This is a genomic window from Epibacterium sp. ABV4_022 (genome assembly GCF_056159345.1).
In genome coordinates, this window is sequence record NZ_JBSWVA010000001.1 from 3,318,084 (window position 1) to 3,340,649 (window position 22,566).

Annotated in this window: 18 protein-coding genes; 5 read left to right on the top strand and 13 right to left on the bottom strand. The window is 62.4% G+C overall.

What is annotated here, in order from left to right:
• Positions 1-19: 19 nt before the first annotated feature.
• Positions 20-2,779: a HAMP domain-containing methyl-accepting chemotaxis protein gene (locus ACXAF5_RS15715; RefSeq protein WP_474947309.1), complete on the bottom strand. Its 2,760-nt coding sequence runs from the start codon at positions 2,777-2,779 to the stop codon at positions 20-22.
• 521 nt (positions 2,780-3,300) lie between these two features.
• Here ACXAF5_RS15715 and ACXAF5_RS15720 point away from each other — a divergent pair.
• A complete protein-coding gene (locus tag ACXAF5_RS15720) occupies positions 3,301-4,752 on the top strand; it encodes an aldehyde dehydrogenase family protein (protein ID WP_474947310.1) in 1,452 nt (483 codons plus the stop codon).
• Between the two features lie 44 nt (positions 4,753-4,796).
• Here the strand turns inward: ACXAF5_RS15720 and ACXAF5_RS15725 are convergent, their stop codons facing one another.
• The 7 genes from ACXAF5_RS15725 to ACXAF5_RS15755 form a co-directional block, all read right to left on the bottom strand.
• The gene (locus ACXAF5_RS15725) at positions 4,797-6,041 is read right to left on the bottom strand and encodes an NAD(P)/FAD-dependent oxidoreductase (protein ID WP_474947311.1); all 1,245 of its coding nucleotides are present in this window, start codon (positions 6,039-6,041) and stop codon (positions 4,797-4,799) included.
• A 77-nt stretch (positions 6,042-6,118) separates the two neighbouring features.
• Positions 6,119-6,952, bottom strand: a complete 834-nt coding sequence (locus ACXAF5_RS15730) for an energy transducer TonB (protein ID WP_474947312.1) — start codon at positions 6,950-6,952, stop codon at positions 6,119-6,121.
• Positions 6,949-7,344 carry an ExbD/TolR family protein gene (locus ACXAF5_RS15735; RefSeq protein ID WP_474947313.1) on the bottom strand — a complete coding sequence of 132 codons (396 nt, stop codon included), beginning with the start codon at positions 7,342-7,344 and terminating at the stop codon, positions 6,949-6,951. Before ACXAF5_RS15735 ends, ACXAF5_RS15730 begins: the two co-directional genes overlap by 4 nt.
• A 3-nt stretch (positions 7,345-7,347) precedes the next feature.
• Positions 7,348-7,749: an ExbD/TolR family protein gene (locus tag ACXAF5_RS15740; protein WP_474947314.1), complete on the bottom strand. Its 402-nt coding sequence runs from the start codon at positions 7,747-7,749 to the stop codon at positions 7,348-7,350.
• A complete protein-coding gene (locus tag ACXAF5_RS15745) occupies positions 7,749-8,432 on the bottom strand; it encodes a MotA/TolQ/ExbB proton channel family protein (protein WP_474947315.1) in 684 nt (227 codons plus the stop codon). Before ACXAF5_RS15745 ends, ACXAF5_RS15740 begins: the two co-directional genes overlap by 1 nt.
• Positions 8,429-8,875, bottom strand: a complete 447-nt coding sequence (locus tag ACXAF5_RS15750; RefSeq protein WP_474947316.1) for a hypothetical protein — start codon at positions 8,873-8,875, stop codon at positions 8,429-8,431. The genes ACXAF5_RS15745 and ACXAF5_RS15750 overlap by 4 nt, the downstream gene beginning before the upstream one ends.
• 19 nt (positions 8,876-8,894) lie before the next feature.
• On the bottom strand, positions 8,895-10,886 hold the full coding sequence (locus tag ACXAF5_RS15755; RefSeq protein ID WP_474947317.1) for a TonB-dependent receptor domain-containing protein: 1,992 nt from the start codon (positions 10,884-10,886) through the stop codon (positions 8,895-8,897).
• Positions 10,887-11,138: 252 nt separating this feature from the next.
• On the opposite strand from ACXAF5_RS15755, the gene ACXAF5_RS15760 reads away from it, so the two are divergent.
• Genes ACXAF5_RS15760 through ACXAF5_RS15775 form a run of 4 tightly spaced genes read left to right on the top strand, consistent with a single transcriptional unit; the run spans position 11,139 to position 14,916 of the window.
• Positions 11,139-12,194, top strand: a complete 1,056-nt coding sequence (locus ACXAF5_RS15760) for a hemin-degrading factor (protein WP_474947318.1) — start codon at positions 11,139-11,141, stop codon at positions 12,192-12,194.
• On the top strand, positions 12,194-13,045 hold the full coding sequence (locus ACXAF5_RS15765) for a heme/hemin ABC transporter substrate-binding protein (protein ID WP_474947319.1): 852 nt from the start codon (positions 12,194-12,196) through the stop codon (positions 13,043-13,045). Before ACXAF5_RS15760 ends, ACXAF5_RS15765 begins: the two co-directional genes overlap by 1 nt.
• A 3-nt stretch (positions 13,046-13,048) precedes the next feature.
• Positions 13,049-14,137 (top strand): FecCD family ABC transporter permease, encoded by a 1,089-nt coding sequence (locus tag ACXAF5_RS15770; protein WP_474947320.1) that lies wholly within the window; start codon positions 13,049-13,051, stop codon positions 14,135-14,137.
• Positions 14,134-14,916: a heme ABC transporter ATP-binding protein gene (locus ACXAF5_RS15775; protein WP_474947322.1), complete on the top strand. Its 783-nt coding sequence runs from the start codon at positions 14,134-14,136 to the stop codon at positions 14,914-14,916. Before ACXAF5_RS15770 ends, ACXAF5_RS15775 begins: the two co-directional genes overlap by 4 nt.
• A gap of 185 nt (positions 14,917-15,101) precedes the next feature.
• Here ACXAF5_RS15775 and ACXAF5_RS15780 read toward each other — a convergent pair whose 3' ends face one another.
• From ACXAF5_RS15780 to ACXAF5_RS15800, 5 genes are all read right to left on the bottom strand, one after another.
• Complete coding sequence (locus ACXAF5_RS15780) at positions 15,102-17,594, bottom strand: ATP-binding protein (protein ID WP_474947323.1); 2,493 nt, start codon at positions 17,592-17,594, stop codon at positions 15,102-15,104.
• Between the two features lie 296 nt (positions 17,595-17,890).
• Complete coding sequence (locus ACXAF5_RS15785) at positions 17,891-18,178, bottom strand: DUF1330 domain-containing protein (RefSeq protein WP_474947324.1); 288 nt, start codon at positions 18,176-18,178, stop codon at positions 17,891-17,893.
• A 65-nt stretch (positions 18,179-18,243) separates the two neighbouring features.
• A complete protein-coding gene (locus ACXAF5_RS15790; protein WP_474947325.1) occupies positions 18,244-19,734 on the bottom strand; it encodes an NCS1 family nucleobase:cation symporter-1 in 1,491 nt (496 codons plus the stop codon).
• A gap of 90 nt (positions 19,735-19,824) precedes the next feature.
• Positions 19,825-21,285, bottom strand: coding sequence for a dihydropyrimidinase (gene hydA, locus ACXAF5_RS15795; RefSeq protein ID WP_474947326.1), 1,461 nt, complete (start codon positions 21,283-21,285; stop codon positions 19,825-19,827).
• Positions 21,286-21,289: 4 nt separating this feature from the next.
• Complete coding sequence (locus ACXAF5_RS15800) at positions 21,290-22,540, bottom strand: Zn-dependent hydrolase (RefSeq protein WP_474947327.1); 1,251 nt, start codon at positions 22,538-22,540, stop codon at positions 21,290-21,292.
• Positions 22,541-22,566: the final 26 nt, after the last annotated feature.

Consider the following 22,566-nt stretch of genomic DNA (forward strand, 5'->3'; position numbering starts at 1 on the left):
TCTTACTGGCTTCAGCCCCTCATGATGTCCCCGTTGCAGCCGCGTCATCGTCCCAATTGAAGTCAGACCAATCCGTGTCTTCAACCGGTTCCTCGGCGGCAACGACGTCGTCTGCATCCCAGGCAACCTCCGCCTCCTCTGCGCCCCAGCTGCTCGGTGCGGTGTCCACCGCAGGGTTGATGGCGGCCGCGGCGGTGCGGAAACGGGCGACAAGTTCCGCCAGCGCCTGCGCGTCAGAGTTCAACAGCTGACCCGCTGCGGTTGCTTCTTCCACCATGGCGGCGTTTTGCTGGGTCACCTGATCCAGCTGGTTCATCCCGGTGTTGATCTCAACCAGGCCGGTGGATTGCTCCTGCGCGCCGGTGGCAATCCCTGAAATCAGCTCCGAGATATGCGTGACGCGCTGAAGGATGCTTTCCAGAGCGTTCCCGGCCTTGCCCACGAGGTCCACGCCCCGCTCCACCTGTTTGGAGCTGTCCCCGATCAGGGTCTTGATTTCAAGCGCAGCGTCCGAGGAGCGCTGCGCGAGACCGCGCACTTCGGATGCGACGACGGCAAATCCGCGCCCCGCTTCGCCAGCCCGGGCTGCCTCGACGCCGGCGTTCAAGGCCAACAGGTTGGTCTGGAACGAAATATCGTCAATGACCGAAATGATCTGGGAAATCTTGCTGGAGCTTTGCTCGATCTCGGTCATCGCAGAGACCGCGTTCTGAACAATCTCGCCGCTGGCCTCGGCCTCGGTCCGGGCTTCGTTGGTGGTGCGCTCAACATCGCGCGCCCCTTCCGCTGCGGATTTCACGCTTGCGGTCATCTGGTCCAGCGCGGCAGCGGTTTGCTCCAGCGTTGCCGCCTGGCTTTCGGTGCGATGTGACAGGTCCTGCGACGCCTGGCTGATTTCCGATGCACCGTTGCGGATCGAAGACGAGGTTTCGACCACCTGCCCAACCGTTTCGTTCAGGGTATCCAGCGTGCGGTTGAAATCGGTGCGAAGCTGCTCATAGCCCTCCGCCAGTTCGTCTTCGATACGAGCGGTCAGATCGCCTTCGGACAGGCGCGACAGACCAGTGCCAAGCGCGGACACCGCCTTGTCCTGAGCGGCCATGCGTTCGCGGCGCTCTTCCTCGGCCAGATGCTCCATCTCTTCCTTCTCGACGATGCCGTCGCGGAACACCGAAAGCGAGCGCGCAATGCGATAAATCTCCGTGCTGGCGCGTTCGAAACCGGAGATCGGGCTGCGATCTCCCTCGGCCAGACGCTCGGTGCTGGAACTGATGCGGTTAAGCGGGCGCAGGATCAGGACCTGAACCAGGATCATGGCCGTCAGGAACACACCCGCTGCCAATGCCAGCGCCACAAGGAGATTGCGCTTGGCATCCGCGACCTCGACGTAAATGTCATCCGCCATGGTGCCGATGGCCGCGCGGTTCCGGCTGGCCAGTTCGGCAGCGCGGTTGACGATATCCACCACTTTGGCTTCGGTTGTTTCCGTGGCAGCGATTGCCGCATTGCGGGCGTTGAGCGCCGTCACCTTCTGCGCAGCCAGACCGGTTTCGGGATTATTCAGCGTGCTGAGGCTTTTGAGCAATTCCCCGACGCGGGCATCCTGGAAGTTCTCGTAGACTGAAAGGTTCATGCTTGCCCCTTCCATGTCGAAAGCGGCATCGGTGACCTGATCCTCGGTCGTGGCTGTCAACACATCCAGCGCGGAGACTTGGAAACTGCTGACCCAGGTACTGATTTCCATCAGCGTATTGAGGAAACCGACCTCGTTCTTCATCAGTTCTCGCAGCGTATCGCCATTGTCCTTGCTGGCTTTTTCCGCGGCGGCGGTGAGTTTGGCGACCTGCGCATCGATCGCCATGACGATGAAACGGTCGGTGTCGGCACGCGCCTTCATCGCAGCGCGACGCAGGGTTTCCGACGGAAACAGGCTCTGTGCAATGACGGATTGCAGGGTGAACGATGCATTGCGGATCAGGGACACATCCAGCAGCGCCGGTGCATTGGTTTCGATCAAATCGGCGATTTCCAGGAGCCGCGCATCGGAACTGTCCGCCAGCTCCTGCAACTGCGCCAGGGTCTCGGCATCCTTGGTGCCCCCGAATGCCACGGCCGTGCCGGCCAGAAGGTTGAGTTCGGCCCGCGCCTCCAGCAGCAGCTGGAGATTGTGGAAGTCCACTTCCAGCAGTGATTTCAGAGAGGAATCGATCGCATTGTAGGTCTTCACCGCACCTTTGTTCAGTTCCACCGAGGCAATCTGCGACAGGTCGGTCATCAGGTTGCGCAATTCGCTGCTGATGCGGTGCAGATCGTCGATCCGGACCTGAATCTGCTCATCGCTTTCAAGAACGGTCTGGCGTGCGCGTGCCAGATCCTCCAGTGCCACAGTCGCTGCATCCGCAGTCGCGGCAAATTGCGGCTGCATCTCTTCATCCAGGGTCGAGATCAGGGTCTGCAGCTTCGCCGTGGAGGTTTGGATCCTGTCGCGGGCGGCCTCGACCGCCTCGGTATCTTCGGCCACCAGCAAGGAGATCATATTGTCCTTGGTTGCGCCCGCTGCCACGGAAATCTCGCTGGCGATCACCAGATCCGGCAGACGGTCCTGTGTCAGCGTCGTCATATCCACGCCAACCTCGTCCAACACGACATGCATCATGTAGCCGAACAGGCCAAAGGCTGCGCCCATCAGCAAAAAGATGACCACCATCTTTGAGCGAATACTACGCAACAGGCCAAAACGACGACGGGAAGGAGTTTCTGGAGCAGTGGGTTCGGACATTTTTTTCACTCTGAGCGAAGGGCAGATACGGACAGCGGCGCAAGATGAGCGTGGTGCCCCAATGCAGCATGGCGGAGGTCGGGATCGACGCGGCACCCGAACGCAACCCGACGCAGACGGCCACGCGCCCCGACGGGGACGCGGTGCCCGCGCCATGCGGGCTGCCTGCAATGGGAATGGCCGGATGCTGTCAAGAGCACACCTCCTGTTTCAATCCAGCAACAGCGTGCTCCCGGCGCTCTTAACATTCGATGAAACCCACCAGCCCCAGTGCCGCGGTTTTCAGCCGTTTGCGCTGAAATTGCGTTCCGGAGGGGCCGGAACAGCAGTATTTTCACATCGTATTTTGTTAAAATTGCACGCACCCAGCATGGCCCGCCCCGGGACGATGTCGCCCCAGACCATCTCGACGCCGCATTCCGATTTGGGCGTTTGCGCCGGATCTGCTGAACTGCGCCGGCGCTGGTCGCCCGCCGACCGGCCCATCAACACGCGCCCCCCTTGCCCGAAAGGACCCCGACATGACCGATCTGCCCCTCTATTGGCAAAACCACATTGGCGGCCATTGGGTGGATGGCGGCGCCGGGCGTATCGACGTCATTGATCCGGCCACCGGCGAGAAAATCGCAGAGCAGGCCCTGGCGGATGCAGGGGACGTGGATCGGGCGGTCATGGCGGCGCGGGCCGTCCACCTCTCCGGCGCGCTCAGCGACATGCGACCATTGGAGCGCGGGCGGATGGTTCAGGCCATGGGCCGCTATCTGCAGGAGCACAAGCGCACGATCACCCATACGCTGGTTCTGGAACAGGGCAAGCCGCTCTGGGAAGCCGAGATCGAAGTCGAAGGTGCCGCGCTCTATTTCGAATATTACGGCAACCAGGCCAGCACCGTCGAAGGTCGGTCGATCCCGCTGGGGTCCGGCTATTACGACTTTACCGATTATGAACCGCTGGGGGTCTCGGCGCAGATCATTCCCTGGAACTACCCGGTCGAGATGACCGCCCGCTCGCTTGCGGCGGCGCTGGCCACAGGCAATGCCTGTGTGATCAAGAGCCCCGAGCTGACCCCCTTGACCAACGCCTGGTTCGCCAAGGCGGCAGAGGCCGTCGGCTTCCCGGCTGGCACGGTCAACGTCCTGTGCGGCTACGGGCATGAGGCCGGGGCCGCACTCGCCGCGCATCCGATGGTCAACCAGATCGTCTTTACCGGGTCGGTCCCCACCGGAATAGCCATCGCCCAGGCCGCGGCCCAGAATGTGGTGCCCTGCGTGCTGGAACTGGGCGGGAAGTCGGCGGCGATCGTCCATGACGATGCCGACCTCGAGGCCTTTGAAACGGACATCCGCTGGGGCATCTACTTCAACGCCGGCCAGGTCTGTTCTGCGATGAGCCGGGTCATCGTGCACGAAAGCCGCGCCGAAGAACTGATTGCACGGGCGGAAACGATTGCCTCCGGCCTGTCGGTGGGCCCCGGCGTGGACCGCCCCGAATTTGGCGCCAACATGGGGGCGATGGTGTCCGATGCGCAGCGCGACCGTGCCGTTGCGATGGTCAGCCGCGCCGTGGATCAGGGTGCGCAACTGGTCACCGGGGGGCACGCGCTGAACCGCCCGGGCGCCTTCTTGCAACCCACGGTTCTGGCCGGTCTCTCCCCCGATATGGAAATCGCCCGCGAAGAGGTCTTTGGCCCCGTTCTCTCCGTCCTGACGTTCAAGGACGACGCCGAGGCGGTGGAGATTGCCAATTCGACCGACTACGGGCTGGTCGGCGGTGTTTTCACACGGGATCTGGACCGCGCCACCCGCGCTGCCCGTCAGATCCGCGCAGGCCAGGTCTTTGTCAACGAATGGTATGCGGGCGGAGTCGAAACCCCGTTCGGAGGGGTTGGGAAATCCGGATATGGTCGTGAAAAGGGGCGTGAAGCGCTCTGGAACTACGTCCAGACCAAGAACATCGCGATCCGTCTGCGGTAGGGGCCGCCTCGGTCCCGTTTGTGACCTTTAAGCCGGCAGTGAAATCAATCGGCAAAACGCATGGGGTCAAAGGGGCCGACGTCGGCGTTGGGCCAGTTCCCCGCAATCATATCCGCCACAAGGCGGCCCGTCTTTGGCCCGCCGGTCAGGCCGATGTGCTGATGCCCAAACGCCGTGTAAACGCCGCTGCCGCGCACCTCTCCGATCAGGGGCAAACTGTCCGAGGGAGAGGGGCGGAAGCCAAGCCATTCCTCCTCATGTGAATACTGGAGCGCCGGAAAGCTGCGCCGTGTGGTGCGGCGCAGGAACGACAGTGGCTTTTGGGATTTGACCGGGCTCAGCCCGCCAAACTCCACCACGCCGGCGCAACGCAACCCCTGGTCCATTGGCGTGGCGACAAATTTCCCTTCGGTCAGCATCATCGGATTGTTTGGCAGCTGGCTCGGCTCACGGAACAGAAGGTGATAGCCGCGCTCGGCCTCCAACGGCACCCGCAGGCCCAGATTGCGTATCAACTCTGCCGACCAGACCCCCGCAGATAGCACAACCCGGTCGCAGGGCAGACGCCCCAGGTCGGTATCCACGGCCGAGACCTGTCCCCCGGCCATATCCAGCGCCTTGACCTCCGCTTGCAGGTATTTCGCCCCCATGGCCTCGGCCTGGGCCACGAGATCCCGCACGTAATGCTCGGGGTTGAGGATAAACCCATGGTCCTTGTTCACGGCCAGCAGCTGCATCTCGTCCGACAGGATCGGCTCCATTTCCCGCACCGCGCCCCCTTCGACGATCTCCGGCAGGAACCCGGCCTCGCGGCGCAGCGACCACGCATAACTGTCCGCCTCAAAGGCCGCCCGGTCGCGGTATACAAAGCTGTAATCGCAGTCACGCACCCATTTTGCGGCCGGCGTGCCGTCGGTCAGTGCCTTATGCTGATCGACGCTGTCGCCGGTGATGGACAGCAGGGCCGTCGCGATCCGGCGGGTCTCGCGGTCATTGGCATGGCCCAGATACCGCGCAAGCCACGGCAGCAGCCGTGGCAGGTAGGGCCATCTCAGGAACAGCGGGAACTCCGGATCAAGCAGATAGCGCGGCCCCTTGGCCAGCAGCCCGGGCACTGTCACGGGGACCATGGCACATCGGGCCAGCAGGCAGGCGTTGCCATATGAAGCGCCGCTGCCCGGCGCGGCGCGGTCCACAAGCGTCACCTCCAGCCCCGCGCGCCGCAACCAGATGGCGCTGGCGGCTCCGACAATTCCCGCTCCGATCACCACAACATTCTGACTGGACATGCCCATCCTCCACCGCGCCTGCTGCACTGAAGACTGGCGCCTTGGCGGGCATTAATCAAACAGGAACTGCGGCCGGATCAGGATCCCTTGATGCCGATGGTGAACTGGCGCCGCGCGCCGGCTGGCGGCGGTGGGAACGGGGCCGCGCGCCGGATCTGTCGCACCGCCAACTGATCAAGTGCGGGCGAGCCCGAACTCCGGGCGATGCGCACCGAGGTCACCTGCCCCCCTGCCCCGATCACAAATGCCACATGCGCCACGCCCCTGGCGGAGCTTCGCGGCTTGGGCAGGCGGGTGATCTGTCGCATCACCGCGCCCGGATAGTTGGAGGCTGCGGCATTCCCCTCGCCTGCGTCCTGCGCCGCGCGAGGACTGGCGGCCTGCGGCGCGGTTTGACCTTCCGCGCCGCTTGATGACCCTGCCTGCGCGTTGCGGGTACTGTTGCCACGTGGCGCCGCGGGCGCGGGTTTTGCCACCGGCTGCCTTTTGGCCTGACGCACCGGGCGGGCCGCGGGCCGAAGGCTGCTGTCAGGGGCCAACTCGGACGGCGATGCAACCGGAGCGACCCTGGCATTGGTCACCGGTGCCACCGCTTGTGGAACCGGTGCAATGGAGGCTTGCGGCGTCGCGGTGGCGGCCGGTGTTACCGCCGCATCCACAACCGGTACGGCCTCCGTAATCGGCGGCAGGGCCTCGGCAGGCTCGGTCGTCTTGGTGGTCGTCTCTGCCTCAACGGCGCTGGCACGCCCCTGCGCAAGATCCGCAAAACTGTTGCCCAGGGCCGCCGGGGCGGTGCTGCCGCCACCCGCGATTTCAACGCGCCCCTCGTCGGTCTCCACCAGCAAGGCAGCATGCGCGGCAAGAGCGACGACAACCGAAAGCCCGGCAATGACAGGGGATCGCGGTATCATGACAGGTTGCGCTCCGACAGCAGGAGGATCCGCGCCGCACCAAGCTGGCGCAGCGTCTTGGCAACCGCGATCAACCGGGTGGCAGGCAGCCCGCGATCTGGCACCAGTCGCGCGGTGAACGCGGCATCTTCTTCGCGCACGATCCGCACATAGGCCTCTGGCGAGGTCAGTTCCGCGCCGCGAAAACTCAAGGTGCCATCGGCCCGGATCACCAATGCATCCGGGGGCGGGCTGGCGTCCAGATCCGCCGCCTTAACCAGGCGCACCGCCGGGTCCAGTGCCGGCGCCAGCGACCCTGCAACCATAAAAAAGACCAGCATCAGGAAGACCACATTGATCAGCGCGATCGTGGGCTCTCGTTGGCTTTTGCTTTTGCGCGCGCGCGACAGCATCCCCTACCCCAATACTGCAACGGCGAGGCCGGGTTGACGACGCAGCACCGCAAGCACATCGACCAGACGTTGAGAACTGACCTCGGCGGTCAGGCTCACAAGAACCTGTGTCCCCTGCGCATCCGCCTCCGCCAGATCCGCCGTCAACAGCTGCAAGCGGTCCGCAAGGCCCTCCAGCGCAACCGTCTCGCCATTGAGCGACAGATGGTTCGACGTCAGCCGGAGAAACACCGGACGCGAAGTCGCGCTGTCTGACGATCCTTGACCGGCTGCCATCAGCTCCACCGCGCCAAAGCGGGAAAAGGTCGACGACAGCATGAAAAACAACAGCAGCAGAAAGATCACGTCGATCAGAGACGTCATCGACAGGCGCCTGGCCTGCCGTTTGTTCAGACGCAGCCCCATCAGGCTGCTGCCTCTTGCGGCGCAACCGCTGCCACCGCAGTGCCGTCGGGGGCGAAGGCCTGGCGCAGCGCCATATTTGCAAAGACCCGGTCGCGCTCGACCGCGCCGCTCAGCCAGCCATGCACCGCAGCCACCGGCATGGCAACGGCAAGCCCCGCCGCCGTGGTCAGCAGCGCCACCCAGATGCCGCCTGCAAGCACGGTCGGATCAACCGAAGTCCCCGCCGACTGCAACCCCTGGAACGCCTCGATCATGCCGAGCACGGTGCCAAACAAACCGATCAGCGGCGCAAGCTGTGCCACCAGGTCCAAAAACCCGAGGCCGGTTTCAAGACGCAGAAACAGCGCCTCGGCCTCAGCATCGCAGCGTTCCGAAACGGCACCGGTCCCCGACGCCTTTGCGCCGTGCAGCGCGCGCCGCACCGGGGCCACCAGATAGCTCTTGGACTCCGCCAGGATTGCCTCTGCCGTGCGCGCATCGCCGCGTTCAAAGGCCGCGAGCGCCAGTTTTACCCGGCGATGCCGACCCACTCCGGCCCGGCGAAACTGCCACATCTTGTAGAGCACGGTTGCGGCGCTGACCACGGACAGAACCAGCAGCAAAACCACCACCGGGCCGCCGACCTCGACGATTTCAGCAACCGAGGTCAGCACGCCGGACCAGATTTGAGCAAGATCCGTCATCCCAGAAGCTCCACATCCGTGCGGCTGCTGAGGCTCAGCGCCTCTTCGCAAATCGTGCTCTCGCCCGCGCTCTGACAGCGGCTTGCACCATTCAACAGCACCCGCCCGACATCCGCGCAGGCGGTCTCGGGCAGATCGAACTGCCGGACCCGGGGACGTCCCGCAGGCAGGTCTCGAAAATCAAACAGGGTGAGCATCATCACCCCACCGGCCCGGTCGAAGAGAACGATCTCATAGACCGCCTCTTCGATGTCGGTGTCTCGGGCATTCGTCGCCAGGAACGACAGACGGCAGGCACCGCCCTGATCCTGAAGCGCGTTGAGTTCGATCTGAACGCCCGAGTGTGGCGGGGTGTCCTCTGCCCGTGCAACGGTTGCCCCCCCGAGGAAAGAAAGGGCAGCCGCCACGAGGGCAAGGGTATGAACCTGGCTCCGGTATCTCATCGTGTCATCTCCTTCGAAATCAGAATGCTGCTGCCAACGAGAGTTTGATGTTGCGCCCGGCCGCCGCGCGGGTTGCCAGATGCGGCGTGTACTGCTTGTCGAGAATGTTCTCGACGCCGATGCGCACCTGCGCTTCCTTCAGGAAACCGGTGTCGATGTCATAGGTGGCGCGCAGGTTGTGGACCGCATAGCCGGGGGTGCTGCGGATGTCCTTGGTCAGCACCGCCTCCCAGGACACATCGAGGGTGTCGTTGAACTTCTTGCCGACGGTGAGACCAAGGCTGTTTGCCGGCATCCGGGTGTAATCGGCAGTGGTTCCGCCCACATAGACCCATTCACCGCTGGACATGTTGGCGTTCATATCCACGTAAGCGCCCGACTCGTGGCTGTAGGATGCCTCCACCTCGACGCCTTCGGTGTTCACCCGGTCGACGGTGGCGTAGTCGGTCCCGGAGGTATAATCCCAGAGCCGCGTCTGCCAGAAGTTCACCTTTGCCTTCAGCTGATCCTCGCTGCTGAACAGACCGACCTTGTCATAGGAAGCGCCAAGCTCGTAGGTCACGGCCTTCTCGCTCTGGGTCATGTAGGTCGGGTAGGTTGCGTAATCGAAGTCATCGAGAATGGGCAGCCCTGCGGTATAGGCCACGGACCCGAAGACAGCAAAACCGTTTTCAAACGCATAGCGTGCGGAAATCCCGCCCATCAGCTCGCTGTTGTCAAAGCTCTCGCCGGCAGTGACATAGGTTCCGTCGGCGCTTGCTTCGATGTTCTGGGTTTCATATCGCATCGCCGGTGTCAGGGTCAGACCATTGCCGAAATCGATCTCGTCGATGGCAAACAATGCAAACCGCTTGTCGGTGCCCCCCGGCGCGGAAGAGGCGTCGAGACGTTCCTTGTGGATGATCTCGCCCCCCGCGCGCAGGTTGTGAGACACGCCGAATGCATTGAAATAAGAGGTGTTCTTGACCGTCAGCTTGGTGGTCTCATAGCGGTGGTCGGCGTTCAGCAAGGCCGAGCCGGTGCTGCCGACCTCATCCTGTTCGATATACTGATCGGCATAGGACAGGGTCGCGGTCAGATCGATCAGATCGTTGCCAAGCGGATTGTAGGCATATTGCAGGCTGGTTGTGGTGGTCTCGGTATAGCGGTCCACGTTGCCGAACGGGAAATAGGCGAAGGCGTCGTAGGGCACGTCCTTCTCGTCCGACGTCGTCTGCGAATGCGAAAAGGTCAGCGACTGGTCCGCATTGTTCCCGAAACTGTATTTCCCTTTCACCAGATAGGACGGCAATTCGTAGCCGGTATTGGCCACCTCGTTGCCATCGCCGTCGGTGTAATTGCCCTGCTCGCGATAGGTGTAGTTCAGCAGGAACTCCAGGTTTTCGGTCGGCTGCCAGCCGAGGATGGTGGAGCTGACCCGCGTATTGGCGTTGCCGTAGTATTCAAAGGTCTGCCGCCCGGAGAGGCCGATTTCGCCATCGGTCAGGTCGGCGGCGTCAATGGTTTCCAGGTTCACCACCCCACCGATGACGCCGGAACCATACTCATACGATCCCACCGTGCCGCGGATCACGGAGACTTCGCGGAACAGCGCCGGGTCGGTATAGAGCTGCGTCCCGATCCGATAGAGTTCCTCCGACCCCATCGTGGCACCATCAAGCTGGATCTGCACTTTCTGGTTGGACCCATAGGTCCCGTCCGCACCATAGCCGCGGATATTGATGCCTGCCCCCGTCGGCGTCCCCGCATTGACCAGCGTGACGCCGGGCACGGAATCGATCAGTTCCGACACGCTGCCGGCCTGCCGATCCTGGATTTCTTCGGCGTTGATAACGGTTTTAGGTGTGGCGGTGTCGGTCTGAACGTCGCGCTTGTTGTTGCCGATGACCAGATAGCCGAGGAACCCCTCGCCCTCGTTCAGCTCCTGAGCGGTGCTGCCAGTTGCGGTCATGGCCAATGCCATGCCCGAGACGGAGCACAGAAGTGCCCGGCGCATTGTATGGATTTTCATGTCGTCCCCATAGATCTGATGCAGAGGAATACCGCATGCTCGCCTTGGGGCTGGCTTGGTGTCTTGCGTTCTGTTTTTCCGGCGAGGTTGGCGTCACCGGGTGTTCACACTTGCCGCGCCTAAAATAATTTATTAATTCTGTCAAGAAATATCGCGCTGTGTAGATATATGCGCAGCCGAAATGTCAGCCCAGCGCCCGTACGGCGGCGCGTGCCAGCAAGCAATCCCAACACTTCAATACGAGGACCCTTGATGGCCCACGCTCCCCCGTCTTCCGCAGACGACATCCGCGCCTTGCGCGCGGCGCACAACACCCTGCGCGCACGCGATTTTTGCGACTCTCATGATATTGCCGAAGCTCAACTTCTGGCGGCTTTTGTCGGCCAGGGGGTGACAGCTGTCTCGGCCCATCCGGACGCGTTGATGCCGCAGATCGCGCATCTGGGTGAAGTGATGGCGCTCACCCGCAACGCTTCCTGCGTGCACGAGCGTATCGGCACCTATGGCAACTACAAAAGCGGGCCGCATGCGGCGATGATTCTGCAGCCTGAAATTGATCTGCGTCTGTTTCCCTCCCATTGGGTGAGCGCGTTTGCGGTGGAAACGGAGACCGAAAGCGGCGTCAAACGCTCGATCCAGATCTTTGATGCAGCCGGAGACGCCGTTCACAAGATCCATTTGCGTGACACATCCAACCACGCCGCCTGGTCAGACGTGGTGGCGCAACTCGCGACCGCAGATCAGTCGGACACGCGCGACGTGAGCCCACGCAAACCGGCCGAAGCGCCCAAGGTCAATCTCGATAAGATCGCGCTTTTGCGCAGCGAATGGGCGAAGATGACCGACACCCACCAGTTCCTACGCCTGACTTCGAAACTGAAGATGAACCGGCTCGGCGCCTACCGCCACGTCGGCGCACCTTTCGTCGAGGCTCTGGACATCGGCGCTGTTGATGCTGCGCTGCAAGCTCTGGCTGGCAGCGGAACGGAGGTGATGCTCTTTGTCGGCAACCGTGGCTGCATCCAGATCCACGGCGGCCCCATCGACAGGCTGAAGGCCATGGGACCGTGGCAGAATGTCATGGACCCGCGCTTCAACCTGCATCTGCGACTGGATCATATCGCCGAAGTCTATGCCGTAACCAAACCGACCCAGCGCGGCCCTGCGACCTCGGTCGAAGCATTTGATGCGGACGGTGGCCTCATCCTGCAGATCTTTGGCCGCAAAACCGAAGACCTGGACAGCCGCCCCGCCTGGGACACCCTCGTGGCCGCCCTCCCCCGCGCAAAAGAAAAGGAAACACTGTGATGCGTCTTCCCTTGCACACCATCGCCCTCACCTTGGCCCTGTTTACGACGCCCCTGACCCTCCACGCCGCAGATCGCGTGCTGGCGATCGGCGGCTCGGTGACCGAGATCATCTATGCGCTCGGCGCAGAAGACAGGCTGATCGCGCGTGATACGACATCCGTCTATCCCGAGGCCGCAACCACCCTGCCCGATGTCGGGTACATGCGGGCGCTGGCACCGGAGGGCGTGCTGTCGGTCAACCCCGACCTGATCATTTCCGAAGCCGGGGCCGGCCCGGTCGAAACCCTGGAGGTGCTCAAAGAGGCGGAGGTCGAGCTTATAGAGGTCCCGGACAGCTATACCCCCCAGGGGATCCTGGACAAGATCACGACAATCGGCGCAGCGACGGGAAAAACCGCGGAAGCCGAGGCCCTCGCCACCAAGCTGCGCGACGATCTTGATGCGGTTGCAGAGAAAGTGGCCTCCATCCCGGACACCGACCGCAAGCGCGTGCTCTTCGTCCTGTCGACGCGTGGCGGGCGTATCATGGCCTCCGGCACCAATACCGCTGCGGATGGCATCATCGGCATGGCAGGCGGTGTCAATGCGCTGACCGGGTTCGAGGGGTACAAGCTGATGACCGACGAGGCGGTCTCGCAAGCCGCGCCCGACGTGATCCTGATGATGGATCGCGGCGGCGATCACGGCGCCCCGAATGCGGAACTGCTTGCGCTCCCGTCCATCAAGCCCACACCGGCGGCTGCCTCCGGTTCGGTTGTACGGATGAACGGCCTGTATCTGTTGGGCTTCGGCCCGCGCACTGCGGATGCCGCACTGGAGCTGGCAACCTCTCTCTACGGGCCGCTTTGACCCATGGTGACCTATGACAATACAGACACCCACAGTCCCCCACCGCGGGCGCGGGATTTCGACCGCCGCATCCTGGCCCGGCAACTGAGTGTGGTTCTCCTGGTGCTGCTGGGGCTGGCAACCGTCGTGAACCTCGCTTTCGGCGCTTCGGGCACGTCCCTCTGGGGCGCGGTTGGCAAACTCCTCACGGGCGCGGAATTGACGACAATGGAGCGGGTCGTGCTGTGGGATATTCGAATGCCGCGCGTCGTCCTGTGCATCCTGGTCGGGGCAGCGCTGGCAGTGTCCGGCGCGGTCATGCAGGGTTTGTTCCGGAACCCGCTTGCCGATCCCGGACTGGTCGGGGTCGGCGCCGGCGCAGGGCTTGGTGCGATTGTATCGATCGTCCTGGGCAGCATGTTGCCCCTGGGGGTGCAGAGTGTTTTTGGCCATTACGTGACCCCGATCGCGGCCTTTATCGGCGGTTGGGGCAGCACCTTGATCCTCTATCGCGTCTCCACGCGCGGCGGGCGCACCTCCGTGGCAACAATGCTGCTGGCGGGCATCGCGCTTGGTGCACTCTCGGGCGCGGTCTCGGGCATCCTGGTCTACATGGCCGACGATCAGCAACTGCGGGACCTGACCTTCTGGCAGATGGGGTCGCTGGCCGGGGCCACTTGGGAAAAATCGCTGATTGCCGGGCCGGTTATCCTCTTGGCCATTATCGGCTCCACCTGGCTGGCGCATGGGTTGAACTGCCTTGCCCTCGGCGAGGCGGCAGCAGCACATATGGGAATACCGGTCCAGCGCATGAAAAACGCGGCGATCTTCTCGGTGGCGGCCGCAACGGGCGTCGCCGTCGCCGCGACCGGCGGCATCGGGTTTGTGGGCATCGTGGTGCCACATGTGCTCCGCCTGGCCACCGGACCGGATCATGGCACGCTCCTGCCGAATGCGGCGTTGCTGGGGGCAACCTTGCTTCTGGGCGCGGATCTCGTCAGCAGAACTATCATTGCACCGGCGGAATTGCCGATCGGCATCGTCACTGCGGTGCTCGGAGCGCCCGTCTTCCTGTGGATACTGCTCAAACGGCGGGGGCTTGTGGACCAATGACCCTGCGCGCAGATCACATCGACCTCACTATCGGCAAGAAACAGATCCTCAAGGATGTCTGTTTCAATGCCCGCCCTGGCACATTCTCGGCAATTGTCGGCCCGAACGGATCGGGAAAATCCACGCTGCTCAAGGCGATGGTCGGCGAATTGCCCTATTCCGGCGACATCACCCTGAACGGGCGCCGGCTAGAGGACTATCGTCCGTGGGAAATCGCCAGCATTCGCGGGGTTCTGCCCCAGGCGACCGTCCTTGCCTTTCCGTTCACCGTGCTGGAAGTGGTGCGGCTTGGCCTCTCCGCCGGCCCGGACGCAAACGCACAGGATGTGCCCTTTGACGCCCTGAGCCGGGTGGATCTCGATGGCTATGCCGGGCGTTTCTATCAGGAGCTGTCCGGCGGCGAACAACAACGGGTGCAGCTGGCGCGCGTGCTCGCGCAGGTCTGGCACCCCATGCGCGACGGGACGCCCTGCTGGCTGTTTCTGGATGAACCCGTCTCCAGCCTGGACATTGCGCATCAGCTGACGGTGATGGAGCTGGCCCGCGGCTTCGCCTCCGCGGGGGGCGGCGTGGTCGCCGTCATGCATGATCTCAACCTGACAGCCATGTATGCCGATCACGTCCATGTCATGTCGCAGGGGCGGTCCGCCGGCGCCGGGCCGGTCGCAGAGGTTCTTACCGATGCGCGTCTGTCAGAGGTCTACGGATGCCCGTTGCGCACCGGCATCGTGCCACCCGATGCGGGCGTCTTTGTTCTCCCGCAATCCGCGCGCGCCTGATCTGGCGCGCGCCCGGACGCCCTATCGGGCATCCTGCCCACGGTCGAAGCCCGCCCCTCTCGCGGGCCTCGGCTTTCTGTGCGGCACGGCGGGAGTTTCCCGCCGTGCCGCATTCGTTTCAGAAGCCCCCACGATCGCGTCCCGATGCGACGGCACGTCACCGCGCAGCCGCAGATGTCTATGGTTCAGGCAGATGCCACGTGGCTCAGGGCGCCAGGCTCGACAATCACGGCGGCCATGCTTTGCAACAGCTGCTTCTTGTTGATCGGTTTCGACAGGAAGCAATTCATACCGGCAGCCAGACAGGCTTCCTTGTCGCTGGCAAAGGCGTTGGCCGTAAGCGCGACGATCGGGGGTTGAGCCATCGCGAGGCCCCGAATGGCCCGTGTAGCGGTGATCCCGTCCATTTCCGGCATCGACATATCCATCAGAACCACGTCGGGCTGATGGAGCTGGCACAGCTCGACCGCCTGGCGTCCATTCTCCGCCTCGATCAGGTCGATCGACAGATCCGACAGATACTTGCGGATCAGCAGGCGATTGGTGCGATTGTCTTCTGCCAGCAAGACCTTGCGCCCCAGCAACAGATCCAGATCCGGCATCAGGGCCACCTCGGCCTGTTCCAGAGCGCCGGCAGGTGGGGCGCATTGAATGTGTAACGAAAAACAACTGCCCCGGCCCAGTCGCGACCGGACGGTAATATCGCCGCCCATCTGGTCGGCCAGATGTCGCGAAATCGTCAACCCCAGTCCCGTACCGCCAAAGGCGCGCGTTGTCGCTGCGTCGGCCTGGGAGAATCTCTCGAATATGTTCTTCAGCTGCAGATCAGACAGGCCGATGCCGGTGTCTTCGACATCGATCGTCAGCCGGTAGGGATCGCCCGGCGCGGCCATCACCCGCACATCCACCCGGCCCGAGGACGTGAATTTGACCGCGTTTCCGACCAGGTTCACCAGAACCTGCCGCAGCCGCCCGTCATCCGTGCGCACTGATTTCGGCAGGTCCGGCGCATAGTCGATGTTCAGGGTCAACCCCTTGTCCTGCGCGGCAGGACGCAGCACATCCACCGCATTCTCGATACAGGTTTCGAGATCAAAATCGACCTCCGCAAGCTTGAGCTTGCCCTCCTCAAGCCGGGACAGATCGAGGATATCATTGATGATTTTCAACAAGGCCCGGGACGAGGTTCGAATGATCTCGACGTATTGCTCTTCTTCTTCGGGCAGCTCCGAGTCGGACAGCAGGTCCGCCATGCCGATGATCCCATTCATCGGCGTGCGGATTTCGTGACTCATGTTGGCGAGGAATTCCGACTTGGCCCGGTCGGCCTGCTCGGCGGCCAGCTTTGCATCCGCCAGTTCTGCCGCGTGACGCTTGGACTGGGTGACATCGCGCTCGATGCCGATAACCATGCTGACGTTGCCCTGATCGTCCTGCACGGGGACCAGATGTGTCTCGACCCAGATGGTCTCGCCCGACTTGGTGTAGTTCAGGATCTCGGTCCGATATCGTTCGCCTTTTTGCAAATGCGCAGCAATGGCCCGGATTGTCTCCGGGTCGGTCTCGGGGCCGTTCAGCAATTCAGCCGGCGTGCAGCCGATGGCCTCGTCAACGGTAAAGCCAGTCATCTTGCAGAAGGCGTCGTTCACCCAGATGATCCGCGCCTGCGGATCGGTCAGGACGATGCTGTCGGAGGCATTCTGGGCAACCGCCGAGAGCTGTTCAAGTTCGGCCTGCTTCAGCTCCAGTTCACGCTCACGCTTGCGCAGGATCTTGATCGCGCCGCGCCGCACCGCCGACAGGCGACAGGCCAGGAACGTCGGCACCAGGATCAGGATGCCGGCGATCACCAGGATCAGACGCAGGGTCCAGAGATTGTCGGGTGCCGTTGGCCAGCCTCCGCGCGGCACGGCATCCAACCGCCATTCGCCGGTTGGCAGGACAATCGTCATGGAAACGGGATCCTGCGTGCGGGCTTTGTCGCCAAAAAACACGGCGCCAGCTTCTCCGGTGCCGTCCCGCCCGCGCAGGGTGATGTCCAGATTGCCGTTGGGATCAGACACGCCCGTCGCGGCATAGAGCATGTTGGCGTCGATCACCGCAGACACCAGCCCCCAAAAGCGCCGGTCTGCGCCCTCTCCGGTGAAAATCGGGAACCGCACGATAAAGCCGGTGCCGCCCTGGACGAGCTCCACCGGCCCCGCCAGCACAACATCGCCGCTGTCGCGCACCTGCAGCGCCACCGCGCGCTGCGCCGCGTTGCGGTTGTAATCCAACCCGATCACCGCCCGGTTCGGTTCCAGCGGATGCACCATCGTCACCACGAGGTCCGGTGCAACCGCGATATTGAGGATTTCTGACTTGGTCCCGATCGTCTCTGCCGCCAGCGCGCTGAAGCGTTCCTGCGTGATGTCAGGCTGCGAGGCGATCACCGCCACCAGCCCTTTGACCAGTTGGATGTCGGCGTTCAGATACCCTTCGAGCCGGGATCGGATCAGACCGGCCTCGCCTTGCACATCCGCACGAATGCGCTGATCGTGGATGATACGGTTTTGGTTTTCGGCAAACACAAAGGAGAGGACCACGACCAGAAGCGCGATCCAGGTGGGCAGATAGGTTCGGTTGCCCAACGCCTGAACGAGGGGGTGAAGCCTCCGGAGCACCGTCAGCGTCTCCATCTCATTGGGGATTCCTCTTACATTTGTACCCTATCTTGATGGCAGGAATTCCTTCTCGTGCCGTTAATCGAGCATCATTTGCTGCCTGCGACCTCAAAACAAGATCATATTTGTAACCGATTGGACGCAGTTGCATAACGGCCCACCGTCACAGGCGTCGGCGTTCCGTTCCGCGAAAGAGCATCACCGGCTGTGGCCTGCGTATCGCCAACTGGCAGCGCGCCACGAAAAAAGCGCTCTTGATCGAGCGCTTTATCACTGGGCGAGGCCCCGGGTGCAGAGATCGGAAGGGAGGATCAACTGCCCTCAAGGATCATGATATTGGCGATCCCGGCCCCCTCGCGATGGGCTTTGGCCTCTTGATACTCTGGCGAATTATAACAGGCGAGCGCCGTCTCCATGGAGTCAAACTCGATCACCACGTTGCGCGGATGGCCTTCGCCTTCCAGATGCTCGACCGCACCGCCACGCGCCAGAACGCGGGCACCGTGTTTGGCAAAGGCCTCCGTCGCCCCCTTGGCATAAAGCGCATAGGGGTCGGGATTGGTCACGGTGACATGGGCGATCCAATAGGCTTTGGGCATAGAACTCTCCTTGGTTTTGTCCTCAGACGGGATGCGCTCCGGGGACACCCCCGGAGCGACAGAGTTTACTTGTTCATCACTTTGGACAGCAGCAGATAGGCCGCGCCCGCCACAAAGAGCCCCACAAACCACGCGTAGGTGTAGATGGTCGCAAAGAACGCAGAGGTCCCATCGGTCAGGCCAACGCCCGCCAGAAAGCCCGGCAGGTTCGGCAGAATACCGATGACCAGCGCCAGAATACCGGCCCAGTTAGTGCCGTTCTGGCCCGAATAGATGCCGTTCGACTTGAATAGGTCAGCCACCTCAAGCCGGGTTTTGCGCAACAGGTAGTAATCCGCCAGCATCACACCCGCGATCGGCCCCAGAAGTGCGGAATAGGCAATCAGCCAGCCGACAATATGGTTCACCAGAATCCATGGGAACATGGCGATCCCGATGGCTGCGGTGATATAGCCGCCGCGCTTGAGGTTGATCTTGCTCGGCGCGAGGTTGGCAAACCCATGCGCAGGTGCCACCACATTGGCCGCAAGGTTTGTCGTCAGCGTCGCCACGATCAGCGCAAACAGTGCGATGATCACCGCAGAGCCGCCCATGCGCTCTGACAGTTGCACCGGATCCCAGATCGCCTCGCCAAAGATCACAACAGTGGCCGAGGTCACAGCAGACGCGATAAAGGCAAAGAGCGCCATCGGGATTGGAAGCCCCACCATCTGCCCCACCAGCTGGTCCTTTTGGCTGCGCGCGTGACGGGTGAAATCCGGAATATTGAGCGCAAGCGTCGCCCAATAGCCGATCATGCCCGTCAGGCTCGGCCAGAACACGGCCCAGAACTGCCCCTCTTTGGGCTGACCCGGATCAAAGGCGCTGGGGGTGGAGAGCATCTCGCCAAAACCGCCCGCCGCAGAATAGGCCCATGCCAGCAATGCAAGGCCCATCGCCAGCAGGAACGGGGCCGCGTAGGTTTCCAGCCAGCGGATCGACTCCGTGCCGTTCTTGATAAAGTAGAGATGCAGACCCCAGAAGGCGAGGAAACAGACAAATTCACCAAGGCTGATCCCAAGGAACGGCAGCGCCTCCCCCGCAAGCGCCCCACCGGTGAGTTTGTTGAGGATCACAAAGATCGCAGATCCGCCAACCCATGTCTGGATACCAAACCAGCCACAGGCCACGATGCCCCGTGCGACCGCCGGGATCTTGGCCCCGGCCGGGCCGAAGGAGGAGCGCAAGAGCACCGGAAACGGGATGCCGTATTTGGTGCCTGCGTGACCCACCAGAACCATCGGGATCAGGACGATCGCATTGGCGGCGAGAATGGTCATCACCGCCTGATCCCAGCTCATGCCTGCGCCGATCAGATAGGACGCCAGCAGATAGGTCGGGATACAGACCACCATCCCCACCCAAAGTGCTGAAATGGACAACCAGTTCCATGTGCGCTCTGCTGCGGTGGTCGGTAGCTGGTCTTCGTTGTAGAGTTCCGGATCCAGCCCCGCGAGGTTCAACTGGCCCGGTTCGCTGTCCCGAGACGTGGTATACCCACTTGTTATATCGGTCATTTCTTTATTTCCTCCCTTTTATTCGGATTTGTGGCCCTTTCCTCCAAAGGGCGCAAACGAAAATTCCCCGGCCAGTGACCGGGGAAAATCTCAGACGCAGGCCGGCATGTTTTCCGGATCACGCACCACCTTGCGGGGCGCGGTCACTTCCTTCCATTTCGACAGCGCTTTATTGACCTCTGGATAGGGCGCGCGCGTGACGAATTTGCCATGCCCTGCCGTGGCGCAGACGGTGCCGTTGTCCACCGCGATCTCGCCCCGGCTGAGGGTGTAGCGCGGCAGGCCTTTGACCTCGCGCCCCTCAAAGACATTGTATTCCACCACGGATTGCTGCGTTTCAGCCGAGATCACCTTGGTCTTTTCAGGGTCCCAGACCACCAGATCCGCATCCGCGCCTTCCAGCACCGCGCCTTTCTGCGGGTATATGTTGAGGATCTTGGCAATATTGGTCGATGTCGCTGCCACAAACTCAATCGGGGTCAGACGACCCGTGTTCACACCTTCGGTCCACAGCACCGGCATCCGGTCCTCTAGTCCCCCGGTGCCATTGGGGATCTTGGTGAAATCCTCGATGCCGTAGCGTTTCTGCTCAATGCTGAAGGCACAGTGATCCGTGGCCACCACCTGCAAGGACCCGGCCTGCAAGCCCGCCCAGAGGCTTTGCTGATTGGCCTTGTCGCGGAACGGTGGCGACATCACGCGCTGTGCGGCGTGGTCCCAGCTTGGGTTGCGATACTCGCTTTCATCCAGCACCAGATGCTGAATGAGCGGCTCGCCATAGACCCGCATGCCCTTTTGACGCGCCCGACGGATCGCCTCATGGGCCTGCTCACAAGAGGTATGCACCACATAGAGCGGCACCCCCGCCATATCGGCAATCATGATGGCGCGGTTGGTGGCCTCGCCTTCCACCTCGGCCGGGCGCGACATACCGTGGCCTTCGGGGCCGGTGATGCCATCTGCCAGCAGTTTCTGCTGCATGGTCGCGACAACATCACCGTTTTCTGCGTGCACCATGGGCAAGGCCCCAATGGCCGCGCAGCGGCGGAAGCTGTCGAACAACTCGTCATCCTCCACCATCAACGCGCCCTTATAGGCCATGAAGTGTTTGAAGGAGTTGATGCCGTGGTCGACCACCATCTGCATCTCGTCAAAGATCTGCTCACTCCACCATGTCACCGCCATGTGGAACGAATAATCCGCACAGGCGCGTTTGGATTTCGCGTGCCATGCCTCCAACGCCTCCAGCATCGACTGACCGGGGCTGGGCAGGCAGAAATCGACCACCATGGTGGTGCCACCTGCAAGCCCCGCGCGGGTGCCGGATTCAAAATCATCCGCCGAATGGGTGCCCATAAAGGGCATCTCCAGATGCACATGCGGATCAATTCCGCCGGGCATGACATAACACCCCTCAGCATCCAGCACTTTGCCGCCGCTCAGGTTCTGGCCAATCTCGACGATTTTGCCGCCTTCAATGGCCACATCCGCGTCATAGCTGCGGTCGGCGGTCACAATGGTGCCGCCTTTGATTACGGTTCTCGCGCTCATTGTCTTACTCCACGATTTCTGCGGTCTCGAGGACGGCATGCAGCAGCACATCGGTGCCAGCGGTGGCCCATTCGCGGCTGATGTCTTCGTCCTCGTTGTGGCTGAGGCCATCAACACAGGGGCACATCACCATCGCAGTGGGCGCGACCTTGTTGATCCAGCAGGCGTCATGCCCCGCACCAGAGATGATGTTGCGGTGGGAATAGCCGAGCTTCTCTGCCGCCTTGCGCACCGCGCTTACGCAGCCCTCGTCAAAATTGACCGGATCGAAATGGCCGACCTGTTCGATCTCCAGTTGTAACTCCAGATCTTCGGCGATCTTTGCGGCCCCTGCGCGCAGGCGCGCTTCCATATCGGCTTGGGTCTCGAAACTGGGCGAACGGAAATCGATGGTGAAGACAACTTTGCCCGGCACGATATTGCGGCTGTTAGGATAGTAGTCGCACTGCCCCACGGCCCCCACGGCGTCGGGCTGATGGCTCATGGCAATCTCATGTACCAGATCGGTGATTTTCGCTGCGCCAAGCCCGGCATTGCGCCGCATCGGCATCGGGGTGGAGCCGGTATGCGCCTCCTGCCCGGTCAGCGTCACCTGCAACCAGTTCAACCCTTGGCCATGGGTCACAACGCCGATGTCTTTGCCTTCTGCCTCAAGAATCGGTCCCTGCTCGATATGCAGCTCAAACATCGCGTGCATCTTGCGGGTGCCGACCGGCTCATCCCCGACATAGCCAATCCGCGCCAGTTCCTCGCCGAATGTCTTGCCCTCTGCATCTTCGCGCGCATAGGCCCAGTCCTGCGAATGCACCCCGGCGAACACACCCGAGGACAGCATCGCCGGTGCAAACCGCGTGCCTTCCTCATTCGTCCAGTTCACCACCACAATCGGGCGACGCGGCGTGATGCCCTGATCGCGGATCGACCGAACCACCTCCAGCCCCGCGAGAACACCCAGCACACCGTCATATTTGCCGCCGGTGGGCTGCGTATCCAGATGGCTGCCCATCATCACCGGGTCGAGATCCGGCTCCGCCCCTTCAAGGCGGGCAAACATATTGCCCATGCTGTCGACGCCAACCGTCATGCCAGCCTCTTCGCACCAGCGTTTGAACAGATCGCGCCCGTCCTTGTCGGCATCCGTCAGCGTCTGGCGATTGTTGCCGCCGCGCAGACCGGGGCCAACTTGCGCCATTTCCATCAGGCTGTCCCAGAGCCGACTGCCGTCCACTCTCGTATTGCTCTGAAGATCCTTCATAGTCTTCTCCCTTCGTTTGAGGTCCG

Excerpts from the sequence above, each read along its gene's own strand:
- ACXAF5_RS15715 (WP_474947309.1), bottom strand. The coding sequence starts at position 2,779 with ATGTCCGAACCCACTGCTCCAGAAACTCCTTCCCGTCGTCGTTTTGGC.
- ACXAF5_RS15720 (WP_474947310.1), top strand. The coding sequence starts at position 3,301 with ATGACCGATCTGCCCCTCTATTGGCAAAACCACATTGGCGGCCATTGG.
- ACXAF5_RS15725 (WP_474947311.1), bottom strand. The coding sequence starts at position 6,041 with ATGTCCAGTCAGAATGTTGTGGTGATCGGAGCGGGAATTGTCGGAGCC.
- ACXAF5_RS15730 (WP_474947312.1), bottom strand. The coding sequence starts at position 6,952 with ATGATACCGCGATCCCCTGTCATTGCCGGGCTTTCGGTTGTCGTCGCT.
- ACXAF5_RS15735 (WP_474947313.1), bottom strand. The coding sequence starts at position 7,344 with ATGCTGTCGCGCGCGCGCAAAAGCAAAAGCCAACGAGAGCCCACGATC.
- ACXAF5_RS15740 (WP_474947314.1), bottom strand. The coding sequence starts at position 7,749 with ATGGGGCTGCGTCTGAACAAACGGCAGGCCAGGCGCCTGTCGATGACG.
- ACXAF5_RS15745 (WP_474947315.1), bottom strand. The coding sequence starts at position 8,432 with ATGACGGATCTTGCTCAAATCTGGTCCGGCGTGCTGACCTCGGTTGCT.
- ACXAF5_RS15750 (WP_474947316.1), bottom strand. The coding sequence starts at position 8,875 with ATGAGATACCGGAGCCAGGTTCATACCCTTGCCCTCGTGGCGGCTGCC.
- ACXAF5_RS15755 (WP_474947317.1), bottom strand. The coding sequence starts at position 10,886 with ATGAAAATCCATACAATGCGCCGGGCACTTCTGTGCTCCGTCTCGGGC.
- ACXAF5_RS15760 (WP_474947318.1), top strand. The coding sequence starts at position 11,139 with ATGGCCCACGCTCCCCCGTCTTCCGCAGACGACATCCGCGCCTTGCGC.
- ACXAF5_RS15765 (WP_474947319.1), top strand. The coding sequence starts at position 12,194 with ATGCGTCTTCCCTTGCACACCATCGCCCTCACCTTGGCCCTGTTTACG.
- ACXAF5_RS15770 (WP_474947320.1), top strand. The coding sequence starts at position 13,049 with ATGGTGACCTATGACAATACAGACACCCACAGTCCCCCACCGCGGGCG.
- ACXAF5_RS15775 (WP_474947322.1), top strand. The coding sequence starts at position 14,134 with ATGACCCTGCGCGCAGATCACATCGACCTCACTATCGGCAAGAAACAG.
- ACXAF5_RS15780 (WP_474947323.1), bottom strand. The coding sequence starts at position 17,594 with ATGGAGACGCTGACGGTGCTCCGGAGGCTTCACCCCCTCGTTCAGGCG.
- ACXAF5_RS15785 (WP_474947324.1), bottom strand. The coding sequence starts at position 18,178 with ATGCCCAAAGCCTATTGGATCGCCCATGTCACCGTGACCAATCCCGAC.
- ACXAF5_RS15790 (WP_474947325.1), bottom strand. The coding sequence starts at position 19,734 with ATGACCGATATAACAAGTGGGTATACCACGTCTCGGGACAGCGAACCG.
- hydA (WP_474947326.1), bottom strand. The coding sequence starts at position 21,285 with ATGAGCGCGAGAACCGTAATCAAAGGCGGCACCATTGTGACCGCCGAC.
- ACXAF5_RS15800 (WP_474947327.1), bottom strand. The coding sequence starts at position 22,540 with ATGAAGGATCTTCAGAGCAATACGAGAGTGGACGGCAGTCGGCTCTGG.